This window comes from Bacillus sp. FSL L8-0099 (assembly GCF_038006385.1).
GTDB lineage: Bacteria > Bacillota > Bacilli > Bacillales > Bacillaceae_G > Bacillus_A > Bacillus_A toyonensis.
Window position 1 is genome coordinate 110,042 of the sequence record NZ_JBBOVC010000002.1, and the last position, 15,275, is coordinate 125,316.

The 15,275-nt window shown below is 32.1% G+C and carries 13 protein-coding genes, 4 pseudogenes and 1 riboswitch; of the genes and pseudogenes, 7 read left to right on the forward strand and 10 right to left on the reverse strand.

Translation table 11 applies throughout. The features are described from left to right. The first annotated feature begins 394 nt into the window (after positions 1–394). Positions 395–2,074 (forward strand): DUF6044 family protein, encoded by a 1,680-nt coding sequence (locus MHH42_RS28235; protein WP_098180451.1) that lies wholly within the window; start codon positions 395–397, stop codon positions 2,072–2,074. Positions 2,075–2,165: 91 nt separating this feature from the next. Here the strand turns inward: MHH42_RS28235 and MHH42_RS28240 are convergent, their stop codons facing one another. The 7 genes and pseudogenes from MHH42_RS28240 to MHH42_RS28270 form a co-directional block, all read right to left on the reverse strand. Beyond that, the gene (locus tag MHH42_RS28240) at positions 2,166–2,390 is read right to left on the reverse strand and encodes a DUF2187 domain-containing protein (protein ID WP_070174382.1); all 225 of its coding nucleotides are present in this window, start codon (positions 2,388–2,390) and stop codon (positions 2,166–2,168) included. 25 nt (positions 2,391–2,415) lie between these two features. Then, positions 2,416–2,523: pseudogene (locus tag MHH42_RS28245) on the reverse strand (recombinase family protein); the annotation flags it as partial. 422 nt (positions 2,524–2,945) lie between these two features. Continuing rightward, positions 2,946–3,134 carry an RNA chaperone Hfq gene (gene hfq / locus MHH42_RS28250; RefSeq protein ID WP_098180452.1) on the reverse strand — a complete coding sequence of 63 codons (189 nt, stop codon included), beginning with the start codon at positions 3,132–3,134 and terminating at the stop codon, positions 2,946–2,948. Positions 3,135–3,718: 584 nt separating this feature from the next. Then, complete coding sequence (locus MHH42_RS28255; RefSeq protein ID WP_070174384.1) at positions 3,719–4,402, reverse strand: hypothetical protein; 684 nt, start codon at positions 4,400–4,402, stop codon at positions 3,719–3,721. Between the two features lie 426 nt (positions 4,403–4,828). Then, positions 4,829–5,143, reverse strand: a complete 315-nt coding sequence (locus MHH42_RS28260) for a DMT family transporter (protein ID WP_070174385.1) — start codon at positions 5,141–5,143, stop codon at positions 4,829–4,831. Beyond that, complete coding sequence (locus tag MHH42_RS28265; RefSeq protein ID WP_070174388.1) at positions 5,143–5,484, reverse strand: DMT family transporter; 342 nt, start codon at positions 5,482–5,484, stop codon at positions 5,143–5,145. The genes MHH42_RS28260 and MHH42_RS28265 overlap by 1 nt, the downstream gene beginning before the upstream one ends. 72 nt (positions 5,485–5,556) lie before the next feature. Further along, positions 5,557–5,654: riboswitch (guanidine-I (ykkC/yxkD leader) on the reverse strand. Between the two features lie 513 nt (positions 5,655–6,167). Then, positions 6,168–6,599 carry an SgcJ/EcaC family oxidoreductase gene (locus tag MHH42_RS28270; protein ID WP_002204171.1) on the reverse strand — a complete coding sequence of 144 codons (432 nt, stop codon included), beginning with the start codon at positions 6,597–6,599 and terminating at the stop codon, positions 6,168–6,170. A 761-nt stretch (positions 6,600–7,360) separates the two neighbouring features. Here MHH42_RS28270 and tnpA point away from each other — a divergent pair. From tnpA to MHH42_RS28290, 4 genes and pseudogenes are all read left to right on the forward strand, one after another. After that, positions 7,361–7,759 (forward strand): IS200/IS605 family transposase, encoded by a 399-nt coding sequence (gene tnpA, locus MHH42_RS28275; protein ID WP_098180455.1) that lies wholly within the window; start codon positions 7,361–7,363, stop codon positions 7,757–7,759. Between the two features lie 11 nt (positions 7,760–7,770). After that, positions 7,771–8,883, forward strand: a complete 1,113-nt coding sequence (locus MHH42_RS28280) for an RNA-guided endonuclease TnpB family protein (RefSeq protein ID WP_340894949.1) — start codon at positions 7,771–7,773, stop codon at positions 8,881–8,883. Between the two features lie 564 nt (positions 8,884–9,447). Then, a pseudogene (locus tag MHH42_RS28285) lies at positions 9,448–9,732 on the forward strand (YolD-like family protein); the annotation flags it as partial. A gap of 24 nt (positions 9,733–9,756) precedes the next feature. Next, complete coding sequence (locus MHH42_RS28290) at positions 9,757–10,179, forward strand: DUF1801 domain-containing protein (RefSeq protein WP_097927161.1); 423 nt, start codon at positions 9,757–9,759, stop codon at positions 10,177–10,179. 813 nt (positions 10,180–10,992) lie between these two features. Here the strand turns inward: MHH42_RS28290 and MHH42_RS28295 are convergent. Beyond that, entirely contained in the window at positions 10,993–11,259 is a 267-nt protein-coding gene (locus MHH42_RS28295) for a hypothetical protein (protein WP_097927157.1), read from the reverse strand. A 779-nt stretch (positions 11,260–12,038) separates the two neighbouring features. Further along, positions 12,039–12,602, reverse strand: a complete 564-nt coding sequence (locus tag MHH42_RS28300; RefSeq protein WP_097927158.1) for a spore coat protein — start codon at positions 12,600–12,602, stop codon at positions 12,039–12,041. Positions 12,603–12,729: 127 nt separating this feature from the next. On the opposite strand from MHH42_RS28300, the pseudogene ku reads away from it, so the two are divergent. Further along, positions 12,730–13,529, forward strand: a pseudogene (gene ku / locus MHH42_RS28305) (non-homologous end joining protein Ku); the annotation flags it as partial. A 43-nt stretch (positions 13,530–13,572) separates the two neighbouring features. Here ku and MHH42_RS28310 read toward each other — a convergent pair. Next, positions 13,573–14,135 (reverse strand): annotated as a pseudogene (locus MHH42_RS28310) (DUF2935 domain-containing protein); the annotation flags it as partial. 230 nt (positions 14,136–14,365) lie between these two features. Between MHH42_RS28310 and MHH42_RS28315 the strand changes: the two are divergent. Further along, a complete protein-coding gene (locus MHH42_RS28315) occupies positions 14,366–15,220 on the forward strand; it encodes a manganese catalase family protein (protein WP_340894954.1) in 855 nt (284 codons plus the stop codon). Positions 15,221–15,275 lie beyond the last annotated feature (55 nt).

Sequence of the window (15,275 nt, forward strand, 5' to 3'; positions counted from 1 at the left end):
GTAACTTTAAATTAACTCTATAAATTTGATTAAAGAGAAAAAAAGCGTGTTTTGAAAAAAGATTAATCAGAACACGCTCTTAACATTGTTAAATATTTAATTATTTTTGCACTCCTAATTCCATTAAAGCATTTTTTACTATAAGAGAATATTTTTTACGATTAACTTTTTGAGTATTAAACAGTGCGATTTTAAATTGATAACCTTTGAATCTTACACATTTGTCAAAGAAATAATCATCCGATATTTTCTCCCTCCTATTCTACACTTAAATTTATATAAGGATTTTCTTATTTACAAAAATTTGATAGTAACTTGGTTAATAAGGGGATAATTTCTTTCTTTTTGGAAATTTTATAAGTAAACTTTTCAAAATTTTTTTGAGGTGCCGTAAATGTTTTCAATCCAGAATAACCAAGAAAAAAAGTTACTTATTTTTGTAGCAATTATACTCATTCTTTATTTGTCTCCTTTATTTATTCTTGGAGAAAATGCGCATATTCGCGTTCATGATAACCTTGATTCCAATTTGTCCTGGTATAAGGTTTTGGCAAGAAGTGGAGAGATAACAGGTCCGATTGATGCTACAATTCCACAAGTGATAAACAATCAATTATTAAGAAATGCATTTAGCACGGAATATAGTGGTATTGTTTGGTTATATGCTTTTTTTCCAAGTATGGTTGCCTATGCATTAAGTCAAACGATTACAAGAGTGGTTGCTTTTATAGGGATGTATGTTCTTTTAAAACATCATTTTTTACCTAGAGAGGACTGGATGGTCATTTCAGTAGGAGTTTCATTAGCTTTTGCTCTTACTCCTTTTTGGCCGCCAGGAATGCTTAGTACTCTCGGAATGCCTCTTGCACTTTGGGCATTTTTAAACATTCGAAAAGGAGAAAGATCGTGGAAGAACTATTTCGTACTTACTCTTATTCCTCTATATTCGAGTATTGTTTTAGGGTTTTTCTTTTTTTTAAGCGGCATTGGGATGCTTTGGTTAGTGGACCTAGTAATAAAAAAGGAACGGAACTTCCGTTTTCTTTTTTCAATTATTTATATGACGCTCATTTACATGATTGTAGAATATCGCTTAGTATCTTCCTTCTTTTTCTATACTACACCTAACAGTAGAGATGAATATTTTCATGCAAGATTATCAGTATGGCAGTCTCTCCGCCTTACAGTGAAAAATTTTCTTTTAGGACATACCCATGTCATGACAGTCCATACATTTGTTATTTTACCTGCCATACTTATTGCGTTTTATTTTATCATTACTAAGAAACGATGGAAGCAAGAAAAAGCCTTTGTTTTTTTGTTCTGGTTTAACATAGCTTTATCAATTTGGTATGCTTTTTGGTTTTATAAAGGTTGGCTTTCATTAACAAAACGTTTTCATATTTTGGATACATTTAATTTTGCACGTTATCATTTTTTACGCCCGTTAGTTATTTATGTCTTATTCGCTCTTGGATTAAAAATTTTATGGTTGCAAGGGAAATTATGGAGACACGTTGCAACAGGTTTTGTGATAGCTCAAATTATTTTGTTAAGCTTTTATAATGAGGAAATTATTTTTAAAAATAAACCTTCAGTAAAGGAATTTTTTGCAGAAAAACAATTTCAGGAGATAAAAGAGTATATAGGTTTACCTTTGGAACAGTATCGTATCGCTAGTATTGGCTTACATCCTGCAATCGCTCAATACAATGGATTCTATACACTTGATACATATAACAATTTTTATCCTTTATCCTATAAATATGGATTTCGAAAAATAATTGAGAAGGAACTAGCGAAAAATAAAACGATTCGTACATATTTTGACGAATGGGGTGGCCGCTGTTATATTTTCACCGATGAACTTGGAAAAAACTACATGTTTACGAAAAACTCGAAAAAATGCTTAGAAAAGGTAGAACTAAATATAGAGCATTTTAAAAAAATGGGTGGTCAATACATATTTTCTGCTGTCCCCATTGAAAATGCAGCAGAAAACCATTTGTCACTGGAGAACATATTTACATCAGACACATCTGTTTGGAAAATTCATTTATATAAAGCAATATAGATACTTGAAATAGATTGCCTCTCTCGATGTAAAATAATAAATTGAACTAGTCACCATAAAAATTGCGCCTAGATATATCTAGGCGCAATTTTTATGAAACATTATTTTTGATTCGCTTATGAACCACTTTATTATAACAACCATGTTTTACTACTTGCCTAACATCATCTACTTCAATTCCCATTAGCTCTGTAATATCTACAAAAATTGTATTCTGTAGAACACTCACTATATATCCGATTAATTGTAAATTAGGATTTTTACGATATAAAAATTGAGCGTAATCCCCAATCATTACCTTTGTTTTATATTCCATTTGGTATCCCCTGAATCTTCATTAATTATTCGTTAGGGTTCCCTTTTTTTGCTTCTTCATACTGTTTAGTAAATTTATAAAATGAAGAACGCTTAATATCATATTTCTTCATAGCTTCTACTACATTAATTGTATCGCAAAATTTTAGTTAGTAAACGAGAGATAAATACTTCATTATTGTTTCTCTTGTATTTAAAAGGTTCTACTCTAACTACAATAAGAAAAGTAAAAACAAACTATCTCATAATTTGAATCGGAGCAAACACTATAACCACGGGTTGATTTTATTATATAGCGAATCTTAAAATATGCGCTTTTATATTTGAAAATTATGAGAATTTAGAAAAGAAGAATAAATGACTGTCTTAAATAATTAATAAATCCCGATTAAGTATTTCGAACAAAACATTTTAAATCAATATACATATCATAATAAATTATAAAAAACGTAGGGATAGGTAAATAGTGAAGAATGTTCCTTTTTTAAAGAAGATTGATCTCAATCTTCTTTTTTTTTGTGTTTTTTCCTCTTCTCTCGAAAAAAAAGAAAAAGAATTATTTAATAATTGTGGAAATTGCTTGCTTGTAGACTAGTTGTTGCTTACCATGAACCATCATAAGAATAGTGAATTTATCCATCGTAAGGATCTGCCCACGTACTGGAACGCCATTCTTTAAAAACACAGTAACTTCCCCTTTTTTCTCTTTCGATTGTTCATACATATCTTTTTGTAAGTTATACATGAAATACGCCCCCTATTTGTATCTACTTTTCTTTTAATACTTGCTGCCTCTCATTGTTGTCTATATACAACTATCGTATCACATTTAAATTAAAATACGGCTCTAAGAAGAAATTGAGCCAATCCTTTGAAAATAAAAAAAGACGCGATAAAGCGCCTCCCATTTGGGTAATTAAGAAGTAAGGTTTCCAAGATAACTGAAAAAATAGAACAGGTGCTTAGATTTTACCAGATTTTTTCGTTGAATGAACATGAATTATTGCATGCTAACGAAAATCCTGCTATTTTCCATTTGGGGGCACCATATCATGCCTATCAACCTAAGATTTTGAGACACCCCATAACGAAAATTTCAACTTTTTACAGTTATTCATGAGAATTCGGCTCATTTCTTTCGTTTTGGGGAACAATCAATTTCTTAAGGTGCTGGCGATGCGACGATACCCAAGTACTAACATTCTGACCATGTATTTAACGCAAGAGCAGTCTGCCCTCTTGATGAATGGGCAAAAACACCCTTCTTCAAATGATTTTGTTAGCTATTCTTTTTAGAATCTTTGTTATAAATGCGTTGGCTATAAATGTTTATACACGAGTATGAGAACGTCTTTTTTGTTTTGCCAGTCCCTCAATAATGTGAGCAGTCGGCATATATAATAATTGGGCTGCTGTGGAAGAAGTAATGCCAGCAAACGGATAATTATCTTGATAACCAAATGAATCATATACAATCTCATTCAGTTGAATCGCTTGATATTGTCTTGTCCATAGTTTATTAGAGATTTTATTGGTACATGCTGTGATAATATTTGATTGATTCTCCGCCATTAATGTTAAAGCATGAGAAATGAGCATATTGATGGCGCTCATGATTCCTTTTCCCATCCATTTTGGATGACAGGCTCCCATATCAAAATAAATCAAATTTTCCTTGGGTAATTGTAAAAATTCTGCGGATTTTTCTTCTAAATCTGATAATAGTTGTAAAACGGGTGCGACTGGTGGACATATTTGAATTGCTGTTTGTTTATCGATTAACGGTCTCTCCACTTTTCGGCATAAAATGACTGCCACCATTTCATCGTCCTTCATAGCTACCCATGACATCTTTTGCTGAATAGCTCGGTCCACCATTTCTTCACATATTTTCTTATAGGAAAATAAGGGAACTTGTATATAACTTACTAATGGTTCATTCTGTACAAAGGCTGTTGCAATCAAATCCGTTGCCTCTTGTATATGTTTTTTCTCTAACAACTCAATTTTCATATAGGACTCCTCTTTTCTATATTCAAGTTGGATAACAACCTATTACAACAGGTATTTGAAGTTCCTTAGGCATTAAGAACCCCCTATCGATTTTTTGTTTGATATTATTCAAAACACCGCTGTGTAAATAATTATAAAGCTTTACATTATATACCCATATTGAGAAAAAAGATGTACTTAATTTCTTTATAGAGGGCACGACACACATTCATCAACTTAAGAATTTTATAACACCCTAAAACAAAAAAATTGTACATTTTCACCTGGAGATGTCAATTTTCTCGTTTTGGGATATTTATTTATCTTAACTTGATGGTGATGTGACGAGACCCCTGTAGTTAAAATTAAAATTGATACACCTAGATTGTGATTTTATACTCATAAATTTGTTAACGGGGGAAATCCAAGAAAAAACGGCGTGATCTTTTATGAAACAAGCTTTAAACCGATTGCTGCTCCTAAAACCATAGCAATAAAAATGATTCGTCTCCAGTCTTTTGATTCTCCATATAGAAGCATGCCTAAGATCGCCCCACCTGAAGCGCCAATACCAGTCCAAACTGCGTATGCTGTTCCCATAGGAAGTGTTTTCATTGCATAAGCAAGGAATAGAAAGCTTATTCCAAATCCAAAAATTAGAAAAAGCAAAGATTTCCAGCTACGATCATTGTGCAATTTGTTTATCATTGAAATCCCTAGCATTTCAAATAAACCAGCTAGAATTAAAAACAACCATGCCATTAGGAATCGCCCTCCTTCTCAACTTTATCTTTGGTAACTAATTTCAAACCAATTACACCTGCTAGTAAGAATAAAATCAATAGAATTTTACTCAACTTAAATTCTTCTCCAAAAAATAGGATTCCTGAAAAAACAGTTCCTGCTGTACCTATCCCTACAAAAACTGCATATACGGTTCCTACAGGGATTTTTCGTCCGGCCATTATCATTAAATAGAAGCTAATGATAATAGCAATAACAGTTCCAGTCCATGCCCAAAAGTTATCTGCGTATTTTAAACCAATAACCCAAAATATTTCAAAAAAAGCTGCAATGAATACTTGCATCCAGTTTTTATTCATTTCATTAACACCTCCAATATTATTCTTACCAAAAAATAATAAAAGCCTAAGAGAATAACTGTAATAATCAGTTTCTCCTAGGCTTTTATCCTTCCGTGACACAACATAACTGTGATTTTCTTCTAGGACCAGACCAACACGCAAGTTGCGGAACCCTAGAAAACATTTCAATTATATAATTAACTTACTTTATACAAACATTTGAAGATTGTTCAATATTAATAGATACGAACCAACTGCTGTTTAATTGATACAATTTGGGTTTATCTTGATGGGAATGTATGGTTCCCCTATAAGAAATAACTTATTCTTATGTTTAATTCAAATCTTTTATATACCACGCATTTATATCAGAATGATTAGAACCTCCTATAATAACGAAAGTAAACTTTTGAATAGAAGTTTACTTTCAGTTTCATCAATAAGAAAAACTATGTTGTAAATGCTCATGGCTTCATATGTTGGATTTCAATTATAAGTTCCAATGCAAACTTTTTATTATTAGTTTCCATTCAGTTCCTTTTAAATATTTACTTCTTCCCGAAATCCTTGATATCCTCAAAATCAACAAAAAAATTATACATTCAAAACACTATAAATAAAGAGGTCAAAAATCCATGAACAAAAAATTACATTGGAATCAACAAAGAAGAAAAAGATAACGCTCTAGATATATTTTGTATTTAATTATGGACAAATGTATTCTGTCCAGCAGCGACCTGCCACGTTCCGAGTTCTTTGACCATCACATAAATAGCAAGACTGCCTTGCCCGTTTTCTATTATTGTCCCTTCAGAGGTTGTCGGGTATTGCCTAATATGTGTAATTGCTACATCCGAACGCACAAAGTTAATGCTTTCAACTGTATAGGAAGCATATGAGTTGCGAAGTGGTCCTGCCAAGATAATCTTGTGCACTTCATTGATTTGCTTCCAACCTGATAGCCGTTCACCAAGTACATTTACCCATGTAGCGTCTGAAGTGAAGTGACGATCTAATTCATCCGCATCATGTTGATTAAATGCAACCTCAATCTCAGTGATCGTTTGTTGAATGGCGTCAATTTCTTCCTGCTGATTCTCTTTTAAACCGTGAACTTTAGACTTGTTAGACATATTCTTTTCTCCTCCTATGTTAGTTTGATATCTATAGTTTATTCAAGTAAAGTCATCATAACATCCAACAATAGTAGTATCTTTCTAAAAAGAAATTCATACCACGGTAGGATGGTAAGACATATTTTGTATACCCTTACTTATATTTATCTGCAAATTCCCCTTGTATATTATATACATGTCATGTTTACATAACTTCACTTATCAGTAGTCAATCTAGCTAGAAATCTATAAAAGTCCCTTCAGAATACCCTTAGATATTTTACAGTTCCAAAAGGTATAAATTTTAGAACATGTTTAATGTTCATATAGTGAAAATGGATTTTACAAAAGTATGAAAATAGCAAATTGATACGAATCAGCTGTATTATTTCCATAAAAATCATATCTTTCGTAAAATTACTCTTAAAAAATAAGGAGAGAATTCTTATAATACGCAACGTAGGCTTCTATTGAGCTATGCAGTTATATATTTAACTATGAGAAAAACAAAGGGAAGAAAGAAAAAATTAATGGAGTATTGTCATTTTACATGAGGTCAAGAAACATTAGAAAAAGCAGAACAATAATATTAAATTTGATGCCATTCTCCACACGAATTTAACGTATTCTCCGAAAGAATTCTCCTTCCTCAAGCGTGTGAAGGGCGTAGCCCAACGATAGGTGGGAGATGAATTTCGGTTTGGCATAGCCAAAAGGCTTTGCTTTTTATTTTGCCTCTGATAAAATCAGTTTTATAAAGAATAAAAGTTGGTATACGAATGAAATTAGATAGCAATAATCATTCAGTGTTCTTGTTGTATTATCATCTTGTGTTGGTCGTAAAATACAGAAGAAATGTGTTCGATGGTGAGATATCAGACTATGCAAAAGACATGTTTGTCAGGTTATCCGAGAATTACAACATAACACTAATAGAATGGAATCATGATGTAGACCATGTTCATATTTTGTTCAAGGCACACCCTAATACAGAAATGACAAAATTCATCAATGCTTATAAAAGTGCAAGTTCTCGACTTATTAAAAGAGACTTTCCACAAGTGAAAAAGAAACTTTGGAAAGAGATGTTTTGGTCAAGAAGTTTTTGCTTGCTAACTACTGGTGGTTCGCCAATAGACGTAGTAAAGAAATATATTGAAAATCAAGGTGAAAAGTGAGGTGAAATGATATGACAAAGCAGAATAAAGCATATAAATTCCGTTTGTATCCAACAGAGGAACAAGCATATCTTATGCGTAAAACCTTCGGTTGTGTACGTTTCGTGTATAATAAAATGTTAGCTGAACGAAAAGAAGCATACGAAAAACACAAAGATGATAAGGAACAACTAAAGAAACAAAAGCCCCCAACTCCCGCGAAATATAAAGCAGAATTTGAGTGGTTAAAAGAAGTTGATTCATTAGCTTTGGCAAATGCTCAACTAAACTTGCAAACTGCCTATAAGAATTTCTTTAGTGGTCAAAACGACTTCCCAACATTCAAAAGTAAAAAAGACAGAAAGTCTTATACAACGAATGTAGTAAACGGAAATATCATGTTGCTTAATGGTCATATCAAATTGCCAAAACTGAAAATGGTACGTATCAAACAACATAGAGAAATACCACAAGATTATATAATCAAGTCATGTACGATTTCTATGACACCTACTGGTAAATATTATGTGTCCATCTTGACTGAATACGAAAAAGAGATTGTACAAAAAGAAGTAAAAACAGTTGTTGGGTTAGACTTTGCGATGGGTGGATTATACGTTAGTTCTGAAGATGAGAAAGCCAATTATCCTAAGTTCTATCGTGAAATGTTAGACCGATTAGCAAAGGCACAACGAGTATTATCAAGACGCAATAAAGATTCTGATCGTTGGAATAAACAACGTATTCGTGTAGCTAAGTTACATGAGAAAGTAGCTAACCAACGTAAGAATTTCCTTCATCATGAGTCTAAAAAGTTAGCTGCTAATTTTGATGTTGTAGCTATTGAAGACCTAAACATGAAAGGAATGTCGCAAGCACTTCATTTTGGAAAAAGTGTCGCTGATAATGGTTGGGGTATGTTCACTTCATTCTTAGCTTATAAACTAAATGAACAAGGAAAACAACTTGTGAAAATAGACAAATGGTTTCCTTCCACAAAAACATGTAGCAGTTGTGGAAATGTAAAAAATATGACATTGTCTGAACGAGTCTATTCTTGTATATGCGGTATAAATTTCGATAGAGATTATAACGCAGCTATCAATATCAAAAATGAAGCAATACGCCTATTAGCGTTAGCATAAATAGTAATCAACCTTTGGAACAAGGGAGTTAGCTCGACTGTCTTAGGACGAATTCGTTAGCTATCAAAAGTAACGACTAACCGAGAAGCCCCCACTTCAAACAGTCCGTTAGGACGTTAAGTGGCGGGTAGTTCACGCTTGGCTCTTATGAATATTTGGTTGAGCGATCGATATGTTGTGCTGAAATGTCAATATACCTTAAAAAGGAGCTCTCTTTATCAAGAGAGCTCCTTTTCTTATTTCTTCTTCTTTTCTGTCGGTTGGCTTTGTTTAGCAAAATTTGATGAATCATCGAAATTCGGTTGCTTTTTACCAGCATTATTACTTCTACCTTTTCCCATATGTAATGCACCTCCCCTCACCCTTACTATTCCCAATAAAAAAATCCTCTTGCATCCAAGAGAATTTTTTTTATTGGGCTCTTATTAATAATGCCCAACTGTGCTCATAGCACTTCCAACACTGTCATACCATATTGGATGCTGTTGACCATGAATTAGTCATGTATAATATGTATCATCCCTTATTTTTTATGGCGTTTTACGATTTAGGTCTTGATAACGAATGGCCAGTATGCCGGAACAATACGAAAGCATTAGAGAAATGCTGAATTTTTTGAATAAATCACCAAAACCAATTGTAACTGAAGATATGTAAGAACAACTGCAAATAGGGCTTGTGCAATTACTACAAAACAAAGAGAAAATATTGATTTCATACTATCGTGACGGGATGGTCCACGACATGTACATAAATATATTACATATCGAGCCGATGACAAGAACTATATATTGTACGGATGCGTTTAGTTTGAATCCCGTGTTTAAGTTTTATGTTAAGATAAATTTATTCAGAGAATGGGAGGGTGCATATATGTATGAACCGAAGATGAAAGAAACTGAAAATAGTGTAATTGAATTTATTGAAAGTGTGGAAAATGAGACGAAGAAGGCAGATGCCTATCAGTTATTAGAAATTTTTGAAGAAGTAACTGGTTACGACGCAAAAATGTGGGGTCCTAGTATTATAGGCTTTGGTAGCTATCACTATAAGTATGCATCAGGACGTGAAGGGGATGCACCTTTAGTGGGGTTTTCACCAAGAAAGGCGAAAATTAGTCTTTATTTGACCTATGATAGTGAAGAAAGAGAAAAATTATTAGTGAAATTTGGTAAGCACACGAAGAGTAAGGCTTGTATTTATGTTAATAAATTAGCTGATATCGATATCGATGTTTTAAAAGATTTAATTAAACAGACAGTAGAAACATATCAGAATCTTTATCCGAACAAATAAAGTTATTGCGTGATTTTAAGGAACCGTGAACAGTTGGGCTAATTCCATTTGATTCCAAAATACTTTAAGGTTCTGACTTTATCGATTTCCCTCTATTTGATTGTGGGATATAGATTAAGTTCAAACGAAAAGCTATAAGTTCCCTTCTGAATAAAACTCAATATTCCGTTCATACTATAACTACATCTAGAGTTACATTCCTGTTGGAGGCAGTTAGCTTTTGCTAGCTGCTTTTTTGTATTAAAATAATAAAAAATTTTGTTCTTTTTTCTTTTTCACATCATATATTTCTAGCCTAGATGTTCCGCTCAGAGAGTTACCTCCTATCTTAAAGAGCACTGATGCATGGTGCTCATTTAATTAAATAAAGATTTTGTCAAAGAATTTTCTTCACCTTTTAACTGGACAAGCATATGTTATTGTATGAAGGTTCCCCTTTCATAGAAAACTACCTTTCTTGTCAAAGAACATGCTTATATACATGCTCTTTTTCACTTGTTATGAAATAAGGATTTTGTTAACATTATATAAATGATATTAAGTATGATTTTATGAACATTTCGTATTAATGTGTTCTAATTAATTATGCCTATTATCGAAGATGGCATATCAGCAATAATTTATGTCTAGTTCTTTAATTCATATTCCCCGACAAACACATTATATTCTGCTACTAGCTCTTTCAATTTCTTTTCTCTGTAGCAAAAACTAAAAATTTATGTATACTAAGAAATGAAACATACCTTCAATTTTTAGATATATCCTCATAATTGAAGGTACATTTTGCCTTTCAGAATAAAAACTAAAAATTACTTACTTCTCTTTATCCTTTTTTTCCCTTTGTTCTTCAGAAGGTTCTTCTGTTGGATCAGGTTCTTGCTCATCCTTTTGATTTATTTCATTATTGTTTTTCTCATCAGCAGGACCTTGATTATCATTTTTGTTTTCTTTTCTTTGCTCAGAAGGTTCCTCTGTTGGGTCTGGCTCCTGTTCATCCTTTTGGTTCGCATTACACCCCAATAACAAACCTACTGTAAGAATACTTGTCATAAATATTGAAAGCTTTTTTTTGTAATTCAATTTAACAACCTCCTAAAAATTAATAACCAATTGTAGTGTTTCCTGTTTAAACTTAAAATTATTCCACCAAGATTTTCTTTTTAATTCTTTATAAACTACATCTAACATTGGCATATATTAAATTACCTCAGCAATTCTTTATCTTATAAGCAAATAGGGATTTAAGATCACCCTAAACTCATAAAGTTAATTTCTTATATACCTTTAAAAGTCTAATTAAGAAAAAATTAAAGAACTTTATAATATTTTCAACGGTTATACTAGTTAATACACACCCCATTTCAGTTAAAATCGTTTAAATGTTAATTAGGTTTTGAAATGATATATCTATAAGCTTTTTAACAAATGAAATTTAATATTAGACATATATAACCAACTTAGGGCTATTGTTAGATTTCTAAATGTTTACTGTATTAAACGTTCATTAACACTATATAAGCAGTATTAACTATCTTAATTAAATATTAGTAATAGTAAGTATAAATACTATTAATTCACTATATAACACATGAGGAAGAGTTTAAATAAAATACTGTGCCTCATTTTTATTAGGTCAAATTATCATTATGGGGGTAAATAAGAATCCTAACTTGATGGGTATGGATAGTACCCATCAAGTTAAGAGTGTAAACAAATTAAAATTTCGTTCAACCGGGTTAAAACATTTTAAGATAGAATATAAAAAATAAAGCTAAACAAGGGTATTTATACTGTTCAGCTTTATTCAATAAAATCTATAAAAACATTTTAAAATTTGGAGCTTACTACTTCTTATTACATTATTGTAACTGCTGATTAATAGGCTGATAAATGCTTGCTATAGCTTTTATTTCAGAATCTGGTGCTGGTGATAACGGATAGTAACCTTTCTTCACCATGTATTGCCAAATATCATACGCATGTCTACCACTATTTAAAAAGGCTTTTTCTAAAAAAGACCTCAAATTTGGATTTGCACACTCCAATAAAGCCCCAGCATAATTTAATGCAGCTGATTTTTGATTTAAAAGATAGCCCGTAGCAATTGCCCGATCATTCGGAGGTGCTCCATTTATACTAGGTGCAACAGATGGATATTCTTCAATCGGTGCTTTTAAATAAGAAATCAATACTGGATTTAACTTAGAGGGCTGAAAACGCTCAATATTAGGCATACTCTGACTTTGGACAAATTCTACTTTTAAATTATAGTCTTCCACATGGAGCGGAAAATGTTGCTGTAATAACTGTTTTAATTCTAAATCTTGTGCTTGCTGAATGTATGTACTCATTGTATTAATTGTATTGTAACAACCAGCAATTAATTCACTTAAATCACGTAACTCATGTGTAGCTAATTGCATTTTGGAATCCTCCTTTTCAATTTTTTAGTCTCTCCCAAAATATAAAAAATATAAGAAATGCATATGAATTTTCTTATTACTCATACTAAAACTATTCATTTTCTTTTTATGAAAGGAGAAGTTTCAAATGCACACGGTATGGAAAGGCTCTCTTTCACTTGGATTATTAAACATCGGCATTAGACTATATAGTGCTGTAGAAGAGAAAGATATTAAATTTTTAAGTCTTCACAAGGAATGTCTTACTCCTATTAAATATAAAAAGATTGCTCCCAATTGTACGGATACTGAAGTAAGCGATGAAGAAATTGTGAAAGCTTATGAATATGCGCCGCATAAATATATAATTGTTGAAGATAAAGAATTATAAGCACTACAAAAAAACATGAGCCACGCATCATTCACATTTCATCCTTTATCCAAAATGATGAAATTGATTCCATTTCTTTCGATTGTTCCTATTTTATTGGTCCTATCCATGGGAATGAAAAGTCCTATTTGTTATTAAAAGAAGCTTTAGAAAGAACAAATAAACTTGGTCTTATTTATATTACTCTCCGTAAGCAACCAAATCTAGCTATTATTCGTAGCTTTGAAGAAGGCCTTATTCTACAGACCATCCATTATCCTGATGAGATTCGGAATATAAAAAACATGCCCGGTCTTCCAAATAATGAAGATTATCCTATTCACAAACAAGAATTGACTACAGCAATAAATCTAATTCATCATCTAACCACTCCGTTTGGACCAGAAGAATATGTAGATGAATATAAAGAAGCACTTACTGATTTTATAGAAGAAAAAATTGAACAACAAGAACAGAATGAAACTATATATTCTAATCCAAATATTATAAATATTACGGAGACATTAAATGCTAGTATTGAACAAGTAAAACAACAAAAAGGCAAGAAAAAAGAAGAAATAAACGAAAAAAAGCCACATAATTGTGGCTTTTTTTCTACTGTTACAGAGGATTACACTTTGGCATCTCTAAACCAGATGATTGTGCCAATTTTAATAAATAATAGCATTCCTCTCTTGCCATGTGGTCTGCCATACTCGCAGATAATGAGCTTAATATTTGCTCAGATAATTCTAACTCTTCTATTTCATGAAGAAAATGCGAAAATAAGTTCAGTTCTAATGAAACATCTTTCGTAAATTTCTTTAAAGCTGGAAAATACTTAAGCTCTGTACGTAGATACCCCGTCATTTCAACAGCTTTTAAATAAAACTGCTCAAAATGTTTGGCGTACATCTCACTCTTTTCTTTCAATCGTTTTTCTACAAGGTCTAACTCACCTGAAATAGATCCAGCATGACCAGCCGCATCTGTTAACCACACAAGGTGATAATGTAGTTCATGAAAATAGGTGGTACTTCCCCTTTTATTAAATATTTTAATACTGTTATATACTCTTCTACTTCATTTACCATATGACTAATGAAAGTTGGAGTAAAATGGATTACAATTTTCCCTTCCAATTGTTTTTATATAATACTTAACTTATATATTCTAATTTCTTCTCCTTACCAACGTGTCTTTCATACTGATTAATACTAATAAAATATATAAAATATGAGTTTTAGCTATTTTAAATTATATTTTTAAAAAAGTAATAACACTGAATTTCGCTCAAAATAATTATAGAGATATATAAATAAAATCTAGAATACCTCAATTAATACCAGGAATAAATTACCTATATTGGGGTAACATAATCACTGTTATCTATTATAAAAATGAGGTGTATACTTTGTTTTATTATAAAGAGGAATTAATTAATATTATTAAGCCAGACAAACCAGATCCAGCTGCTGCAAAAGTTCTACAAGAAATATTAGGTGGGCATTATGGTGAAATGCGTACAATGATGCAATACTTCTTCCAAAGCTCAAATTTCAGAGGTAAAGACAAGCAATATCGTGATTTACTTCGGGGTGTTTTTTTAGAAGAAATAAGCCATGTAGAGCTCGTGCAGAATACAATTAATCAACTATTAAATGGAGCTGGTGAACCTACACCAGGGAATGCTGGTATTGACAAAGCACCTCTTGATGAGGCAGTTAAGCATGCAAACCCACATCACTTTATTGTAGGTGCTCAAAGTTCATTGCCAGTGGATGCGGCTGGAAACCCATGGAATGGATCTTGGGTATACAGTCATGGAAATTTAATTAGTGATTTACTAGATAATGTAGTACTTGAATCAACAGGTGTACTTCAAAAGACTAGAATTTATGAAATGAGTTCAAATCAAACTTTTAGAGAGACACTTGCCTTTTTAATTGTACGTGATAATGCACATCAAAACGCCTTTGCAAAAGCATTAGAGACATTGGGTGTTGAGTGGGGGAAACTTTTCCCTGTGCCGAACTATGATATTAATAAGTACCCAGAGTGCAGAAAGTATGTAGATATGGGATTTCATAATGCACAATTTAATTTTAGATTAGATCCAACAAGAATGGGAGAAATTTTCCAAGGTGAATCACCAAGTAGAAACAAAGGAACATTAACAGTAACTGACCCACCAAAAGGTTTTCCTGTACCAGAACTTCCTGAAATGCCAAATGAGCATAGTCCCGGATTAAAAGATATGGATCTTTAAGATAATTATGACCAATTATTTATCAATGGTTGGTCATAACCCTTTACATAGCTTC